The organism is Sabulicella rubraurantiaca, from assembly GCF_017355885.1.
Taxonomy (GTDB): domain Bacteria; phylum Pseudomonadota; class Alphaproteobacteria; order Acetobacterales; family Acetobacteraceae; genus Roseococcus; species Roseococcus rubraurantiacus.
The window spans coordinates 1-4,873 of record NZ_JAFEUU010000033.1; the positions used below are offsets into that span (position 1 = coordinate 1).

Sequence of the window (4,873 nt, forward strand, 5' to 3'; positions counted from 1 at the left end):
CCACCCCCCCCCTTGTGTTGTGGGGGGGCCCCCCGGGGGCGCCCCCCCGCCCCCCCCCCCCCCCCCCCCGCTTCCACAAAAGAGGAATTCCTGCCTCGGATGCACCACTAAGGAGGCCTTCTCACTGTCGCCCTGAGTGGGAGCTTGGCCTAACCGGAGTGCGAAACAATCCAGGCCTCGGCCGCTCGCTTGGCCCTCGCCTCGGCCTCTTGCGCGTCGCAGCCCCAGCACTCTTCGATCACAAATGTCCGGCCGTCGGGCCCGCGGATATGTGCCTTGGCGGCATAGTGCAAGCTTTGTCCGATTGGAGGATTGATCTCCGAGACCTCGACATAAAGCGTGTAGCGCCTGGTCATGCTCGATGGTCACTTCTTGACCCAGGTTGGCGTGTCGGCGGCGAGGGCGTCTGGAACGTCTGCCCAAGGTGCCACCTGCGAGGCCCTAGCGCCGCGGAAGCGAGCAATAGGAATCCCAGCGCAGGGCGCCGGGCCGATCCTCGCGACATGGCTTCCCCCATTTCTTGGCAGTATGACAGCAAGGATAACATTCCCTCTCATGCATCACGCAAGCGCTGTATTGAAAGGGCCCCCGCCCCGGGGTCCTGTCGGGGGCGTGTCGGATTTCTTCCCCCGATGGTAGGGAAGGGCATGTCAGACGAGCTCGAGCTGGTCGAACCGGTGGGGCCCGAGGGAGGCCCGCAGTACCGCTACCGGGGAGCGGAGATCTCCTGCAACGAGGTCGGCGCCATCTGCCGGCTACGCCTGGACGGTCACCCTTTCGACGGGCAACAAATGGGCGACGCGCAACAATTCGGGGCGCCTGTCATGATCACGTCGCTCGTGGATCTTTGGGTGACCGCCAAGCGGCTGCCGTACTGGCTCACGGCAGCGCCGAAGACACTGGCGCGGCGCTAGGCCACCCCCAGCGGACGCAATACGAAGTACCAAAAGAAAAGGTCCGCATAGAAGGCGTAAGCGAGAACCGCGGTATGACGGAGAGCCTCGAGCCAGCGAATCCCACCATGCCCGGCGTGCCGTCCAACCTGGCCCGCGAGGTAGCAGTAGCCCAGCAGTTGGGAGAGACAGACCGCTGTGAGCATGAGGCCGACCTGCCAGGCGCCAGCGTAGGCCGCCGCGATGACCTTGAGCGGCTCGGTGAAGAGCATTGAATGAGCCCACTTTGCCGCCTCCGCGTCGAGGCGGTCTCGGTTCTTTTGGTCGGTTTCGGACATGCGGGGAGATCCTACGGCAGCCCGGAAGGATTTGCCCTGGGATCAAGGCAGCTCCGGCCAATCGTCCGCATGTTTGACCTCTGACCAGGCGCGGCGCTTCGCCTCGACCGGATCCATGCCCTGCGCATAAGCCGCCTCGGCCCGGTGGGGCCGGTGGAGGCCGAGCTTGGGCTTGCCCTCGGAATTGCGATAGGCCCGCATCTGGTGCGCGGCCTCGCGCCAGCGCTCCTCGCGCAGCAGCTGCAGCAGCGTCTTCCCCCCAGGCCGACATCCGGCCGAGGTTGTTATTCATCAGGATCCCGGTTGCCCACTTGCGAGGCGGCAGGCCCTCCGGAAAGTCCTTCGCCAGGTCGGCCGCCGCGACGGAGAGGTCCCGGGCGGCCATCTTCTCCGCCTCGGCGCGCGTGACCGGCGGAGTATCGGCGGTGACCGGCCGGCCGAGCAGGTCGCGCGTCGAGCCGATGCCGATCGTCCATTTCCCGTGCGTCTTCAGGTCGAGATAGGGCTTGGACCGGAATTCCTCGAAGGCCTCGGAGAGCGCCAGGGTCTCCGGCGGCACGCCGACCTTGATCCGGGTCGGGGGCGGATCCGCGCCGAGCTGGGGCAGGGGAGGAGGCTTCGCAGCCTGGCGCGCGATCTCCGCCCATGCCAGGCGCCAGCCCTTGGCGACGCCTTCCTCGAAGGTGCGGGTCATCGGGGCGGCTCGCTGGCCGGCGTGTCCACCACCTTCAGCACGACCTTCTTCTCCGGCATCAGCGCGGAGATCAGGCCCAGGATCGCCGTCCCAAGCAGCGCGTAGTGGGCAACCGCTTCGTCTGTCGTGGCGAGGCCTGCGACAGAGAGCAGCACCCACACGAGCGAGCGCATGGTGCCCGGCTCGCGGAGCCGGTCGAGCAGATAATGCATGGAAGTCTCCGGATTGTTCGGTTGTCCTCACAGTGAGGGAAGCTGGTTGCATACAACGCGAGCGCTGCAACCAATGCCGTAGACTGTTCTTTGTCTTATTTAGACGGCACCCGACCTCCCAATGCCGTCTACTGCCCCCTCACCTGGGGCGCTCTCCAACTGGCCCCCGCCTTCGGTTTGACAAACTGGCGGGGGCCTTTTTGGGCCTTGGTTATGCGATTAGGCGCGCGGCGTTTGCTAAGAGCCCATCAATAATTGCGATGGCGACCAAAAAATCTTGCTATGCGCGGTTCTCGCTCGCATTCTGCGGCCGCCTCCACTTTGGAAGACGCTTTAGAATCTGCAAACTCGGCCCCTGCTGCTCAGAAGGCGGCAGGGCTTTTTTTATGCAGGCTCCGCTTGGTGTTCGGGGACCGCTTGAGGGGACAATGGCCTCCCGCTTGCGAAACCACAGTGCGTGAAGCGTGTTCAAAAGGCACTACCGGTAGGCATGCCCGATCATCTCCTCCCCGTCGCCTAGCCTTGGCGGCGGGGTTTTTCGTTCTCGCCGGTAATGCTGCCCTAAGTGCCAAGCGGCGGGTCTGCAGGCCAAGCCAGGGGCTCAAGACCGAGCTACGCGTGCAGCGCCGTAATGCGCTGGCGTAGGTCGTTCCGGTCATGGCGGAGGCGGTGGGTCCGGTCCTGCTCCGCGCGCAAGCGCTCGCGGATCTCTTCGAGCTTGGCATCGAGATCGTCGCAGTGCTTCGCGAGCCGCCCGAGCTCGCCATTCAGGCGGTCGAAGATCCGCTGCGCGCTGGCGTCGAGCTGCTCGCGCATCTTGCTTTCGTGCTCGTCTTCCGATCGAGCATTCTTGCGGAGCGCGAGCCATACGGTGACCGCGACCGGAACCAGCGCCATCGCCGCGATCAGCTTCGGCGGCAGAAACCGTAGGAGCGTGGCCAGCCAGCCCAGCGGCAGGTCAGCGCCTATCACGGGGGGGCCACCGGAGGAGCAGGATGCTCGCGAGGTTCGGCACCGCGATCTGGGTATAGATCGTCCAACTCGAGACGAGGCCGAATGCGTCCACGGTCAGCGCCCCCAGCATCATCGACCGAGCTGCCGCACGTAGGCCACTGCCTCAGGTGGCACGTCACGTGCTGCCTATTCGCAGGCTTAGCAGGAATAGCGGCAGAGAGGGTGGCAACGCGGCCTCTCCCTGGCCCGAGAGACCGCGTCTGTGGATCATCGCTTGGCTTAGGTAGTCGCGCGGCTGTTTGCCTTGGCATCGGCCGTGAAACCTAGGCCTAGGCGTCCAGCCAGCGGCTATGGAGGCATAAAGCCTAGCGAATGCGGGCAGCCTATCGCTTCCCTGTGGCAAAACACGAAGCGAGTTGCCGCTACCTATGTGCTACCTAGGCCGTTGCTGCCAAGCCCGCGGCGCTTCGTAAGTGCTTGAAAAGAATGGTGGGCGCGACAGGGATTGAACCTGTGACCCCTACCGTGTCAAGGTAGTGCTCTCCCGCTGAGCTACGCGCCCGGGAGAGCGCCGTTTAGCCGCATCCTCCGAACAGCGCAACCCGCCCTCATGCCTCGCGTGGCCGCAAGGCAAGACGCACGAGAAGGGCCAGCACCGCCGCCAGCGCGATCATCCCGGCCATGGGGAACCCCGTCCCGTTATGCAGGGCGGAAATGCCCGCCCCCGCCAACGCCCCCAAGGCGAACTGCATCGTGCCCATCAGCGCGGAAGCAGTGCCGGCCATCTGCGGGAAAGGCTGGATGGACAACACCCCTGCCATGGGCAGCACCAGCCCCATCAGCGCGACATAGAGCCAGATCGGGGCGTAGATCAGCGACAGCCCCGCCCCCAGCATGGTCGCGACCAGCAGCAGCAGCGCCACGACCGAGAGCGCCGCTAAGGCGCGCGTCATCAGCGCCTCCCTGCCCCACAGCGCGGCCAAACGCCCGGCCAGCTGCGACGCGCCGATGATCCCAGCCGCCGCGCCGCCGAACAGCAGGCCATAGCGCTCGGCCGGAACGCCGTGCAGTTCGATGAATACGAAGGGTGAGCCGGCGATGTAGGCGAACATCCCCATGATCGCGAGGGCGCCCGGGAGCGCGGCAGCCTGGAAGCGCCGGTCGCGCAAGAGCCGCCCGTAGCTGCGCAGCGCCCCTGCCACGCCTTCCGCACGCCGCTGCCCCGCTGGCAACGTCTCGGGCAGGAAGAGCGCACAGAGCAGCAGCGCCAGCGCGCCCACGGCAGCGAGAAAGAAGAAGATGGCGCGCCACCCCAGCGCCGCCTGCACCCAGCCGCCAAGCAGGGGCGCCAGGATGGGTGCGACGCCCATCACCAGCATCAGCCGGCCCATCATCCGCACCGGGTCCATGCGGTCGGACAGGTCGCGCACCACGGCGCGGGAGATCACCATGCCGGCGCAGCCCGCGAAGGCCTGCAGGAAGCGCGCCGCGGTCAGCGCCGTGTTGTCCGGCGCCAGCGCGCAGCACAGCGAGGCCAGGGTGAAGCCGACAAGCCCGGCGAAGAGCGGCGGCCGCCGCCCGAAGCGGTCGGCCAACGGCCCGTGCAGAAGCTGCCCCGCCGCCATCCCGGCGAAGAAGGCCGCAAGGGTCAGCTGATACCAAGTCTCGGTGAGGCTGACTCACGAGGGGGCTTCCCCGACGCGGCCCGGATCTGATTCAAGGTGCGGAGCAACGGAGCCTTGCCATGGGTCAGCCGCTTCCCCTTCGTCTTGACTACGATGC

At 66.4% G+C, this 4,873-nt stretch carries 6 protein-coding genes, 1 tRNA gene and 2 pseudogenes; 1 reads left to right on the forward strand and 8 read right to left on the reverse strand.

What is annotated here, in order from left to right; all coding sequences use genetic code 11:
* Positions 1-149 precede the first annotated feature (149 nt).
* The gene (locus tag JTJ31_RS23575) at positions 150-356 is read right to left on the reverse strand and encodes a hypothetical protein (RefSeq protein ID WP_207541189.1); all 207 of its coding nucleotides are present in this window, start codon (positions 354-356) and stop codon (positions 150-152) included.
* 291 nt (positions 357-647) lie between these two features.
* On the opposite strand from JTJ31_RS23575, the gene JTJ31_RS23580 reads away from it, so the two are divergent.
* Positions 648-914 (forward strand): hypothetical protein, encoded by a 267-nt coding sequence (locus JTJ31_RS23580; protein ID WP_207541190.1) that lies wholly within the window; start codon positions 648-650, stop codon positions 912-914.
* Here JTJ31_RS23580 and JTJ31_RS23585 read toward each other — a convergent pair.
* From JTJ31_RS23585 to JTJ31_RS23610, 7 genes and pseudogenes are all read right to left on the reverse strand, one after another.
* A complete protein-coding gene (locus JTJ31_RS23585; RefSeq protein ID WP_207541191.1) occupies positions 911-1,231 on the reverse strand; it encodes a hypothetical protein in 321 nt (106 codons plus the stop codon). The genes JTJ31_RS23580 and JTJ31_RS23585 overlap by 4 nt on opposite strands.
* 42 nt (positions 1,232-1,273) lie before the next feature.
* A complete protein-coding gene (locus JTJ31_RS23590) occupies positions 1,274-1,432 on the reverse strand; it encodes a hypothetical protein (RefSeq protein ID WP_207541192.1) in 159 nt (52 codons plus the stop codon).
* A gap of 142 nt (positions 1,433-1,574) precedes the next feature.
* Positions 1,575-1,925 (reverse strand): annotated as a pseudogene (locus tag JTJ31_RS25485) (glycoside hydrolase family protein); the annotation flags it as partial.
* Positions 1,922-2,137, reverse strand: a complete 216-nt coding sequence (locus tag JTJ31_RS23595; protein ID WP_207541193.1) for a hypothetical protein — start codon at positions 2,135-2,137, stop codon at positions 1,922-1,924. The gene JTJ31_RS23595 and the pseudogene JTJ31_RS25485, both read right to left, overlap by 4 nt.
* A 612-nt stretch (positions 2,138-2,749) precedes the next feature.
* Positions 2,750-3,109 carry a hypothetical protein gene (locus JTJ31_RS23600; protein ID WP_207541194.1) on the reverse strand — a complete coding sequence of 120 codons (360 nt, stop codon included), beginning with the start codon at positions 3,107-3,109 and terminating at the stop codon, positions 2,750-2,752.
* A gap of 469 nt (positions 3,110-3,578) precedes the next feature.
* Positions 3,579-3,653: transfer RNA gene (locus tag JTJ31_RS23605), tRNA-Val, on the reverse strand.
* Positions 3,654-3,699: 46 nt separating this feature from the next.
* Positions 3,700-4,746: pseudogene (locus JTJ31_RS23610) on the reverse strand (multidrug effflux MFS transporter); the annotation flags it as partial.
* Positions 4,747-4,873: the final 127 nt, after the last annotated feature.